We start from the raw sequence: 2134 nt of genomic DNA on the forward strand, positions 1-2134 counted from the left end.
CGTCCCGCTCCGCCGCAGAGGCGGCGGCACGCCTCGCGTGCCGGCGTCAGCACATATGCCCTCATCCGTTCACCACCTCGAACTTGTAACCGACACCCCACACGGTTTTGAGGCTCCACTGCTCGCTGACGCCCTCCAGCTTCTCCCGCAGGCGCTTGATATGCACGTCCACGGTACGGGAGTCGCCGAAGTAGTCGAAGCCCCACACCTCGTCCAGCAGTTGGTTTCGGGTGAATACCCGGTTGGGGGAGGCCGCCAGGTGGTAGAGCAGCTCCAGCTCCTTGGGCGGCGTATCCACCCGCTTGCCGTCCACCAGCAGCTCATAGGAGTCCAGGTTGATGACCAGCTTGTCGAAGGAGAGCTTCTTCTCGCCGCTCCCCTCCTCCTCGCCGCCGAAGCGGCGGAGCACCGCGTGGATGCGGGCCAGCACCTCCTTCATCTCAAAGGGCTTGACGATATAGTCGTCGGCGCCCCCCTCCAGCCCGGCCACCTTGTCCTGGGTCTCCCCCTTGGCGGTGAGCATGATCACCGGGGTCTTGTCGTTCTCCCGGATCTTCTTGAGCACCGACCAGCCGTCCATTACAGGCAGCATGATGTCCAGCAGCACCAGCTCCGGGTGGAAGGAGCGGAACAGCTCCACCCCCTTGCCGCCGTCCCCGGCCACCGCTGTCTCAAAGCCCTCCTTCTCCAGATAGAGGTGGAGAAGCTCGGCAATATTGGAGTCGTCTTCCACAATCAGGACCTTCCTGGCCATAGCGCACCGTCCTTTTCTATGTTGTTCTCTCCGGTATTATACCGGCTTTTTTCCCCACAAGGGTGAATTTTTTGTAAAAGGGAGTTACCGGGTCTCCACATAGGCCCGGTCCACCTGAATGACCGCAAAATACCGCTCGTCCAGGGCACGCACCGCCCCGGACAGGCGTTCGCAGAGCTCCTCGTCCCGCAGGCGGCAGCGGTGGGGCACCACCACGTCAAAAATCAGGTTGGTGTGCTGGGGCCCCTTGGTCACCCGGAAGTCATGGATGGTCATCTCCGGCTCCACGGCCCTTGCCAGGGCCGCCACCTGTTCCCGCAGGCGGTTCACCGACTCGTCGTCGGTGGCGATGGGGTCCATGTGCGCCGTGGTCTCAATGCCGAACTTCTGCTGGATCTCCCGCTCGATGTGGTCGATGGCGTCGTGGGCCTCCAGGATGTCGGCGTCCTGGGGTACCTCGGCGTGGAAAGAGCACAGCCGCCGCCCCGGGCCGTAGTCGTGGATGATGAGGTCGTGCATTCCCACCACCTGGGGATGCGACAGCACCACCTCCCGGATTGCGTGGACCAGCTCCGGGTCGGGGCGGGCCCCCAGCAGGGGGTTAATGGTGTCCTTGGCGGCTCCCCAACCCGCCTTCAGAATAAAGACGGCCACCACCGCCCCCGCCCAGCCGTCGATGCTCAGGTGGGCGAAGTGTCCGGCCAGGGTGCCCGCCAACACGGCGGAGGTCGCCACCACGTCGGAGAGGGAGTCCGCGGCGGTGGCCGCCATGGCCGCCGAGCCGAGCTTCTTCCCCAATACCCGGTTGAAATGGCTCATCCACAGCTTCACCAGGATGGAAGCCGCCAGAATGGCCACCGACACCAGCGAAAAGTCCACCGCCTCCGGGCGGAGGATCTTCCCGATGGAGGTCTTGCCCAGCTCCAGCCCCACCAGGAGGATCATCAGGCTCACCAGCAGCCCCGCCAGGTACTCCGCCCGGCCGTGGCCGAAGGGGTGTCCATCGTCGGCCTTCTGTCCCGCCAGCTTAAATCCCACCAGAGTCACCACCGACGAGCCCGCGTCGGACAGGTTGTTGAAGGCATCCGCCGTGATGGCGATGGAGCCGGTCACAACGCCGGCGAAGAACTTGCCCGCAGACAGCAGCAGATTGAGCACAATCCCCACCGCCCCGGACAGGACGCCGTACTTCTCCCGCACCGCTGGGTCCGTCACATTGTCGCAGTCCTGGATGAAAAGCCGCACCAGCCGATTGATCATGCTGTCTCCCCCAAAGATTGGTTTCCTTTTATTATCCCACGCCCGCCCGCCATCGTCAAGGAGAGGTTTTCCCCCCAAACAGACGGTCTGTAGGACTACAATACATATTGGACATCTGAA

At 63.5% G+C, this 2134-nt stretch carries 2 protein-coding genes; both read right to left on the minus strand.

Annotation, left to right across the window (positions count from 1 at the left end; translation table 11 throughout):
• Positions 1–61 precede the first annotated feature (61 nt).
• On the minus strand, positions 62–754 hold the full coding sequence (locus tag HMPREF0372_RS10310; RefSeq protein ID WP_007491935.1) for a response regulator transcription factor: 693 nt from the start codon (positions 752–754) through the stop codon (positions 62–64).
• 84 nt (positions 755–838) lie between these two features.
• Positions 839–2014 (minus strand): cation diffusion facilitator family transporter, encoded by a 1176-nt coding sequence (locus HMPREF0372_RS10315; protein WP_007491938.1) that lies wholly within the window; start codon positions 2012–2014, stop codon positions 839–841.
• Between the last annotated feature and the right edge of the window lie 120 nt (positions 2015–2134).

The organism is Flavonifractor plautii ATCC 29863 (assembly GCF_000239295.1).
Classification (GTDB): Bacteria; Bacillota; Clostridia; order Oscillospirales; family Oscillospiraceae; genus Flavonifractor; species Flavonifractor plautii.

Excerpts from the sequence above, each read along its gene's own strand:
- HMPREF0372_RS10310 (WP_007491935.1), bottom strand. The coding sequence starts at position 754 with ATGGCCAGGAAGGTCCTGATTGTGGAAGACGACTCCAATATTGCCGAG.
- HMPREF0372_RS10315 (WP_007491938.1), bottom strand. The coding sequence starts at position 2,014 with ATGATCAATCGGCTGGTGCGGCTTTTCATCCAGGACTGCGACAATGTG.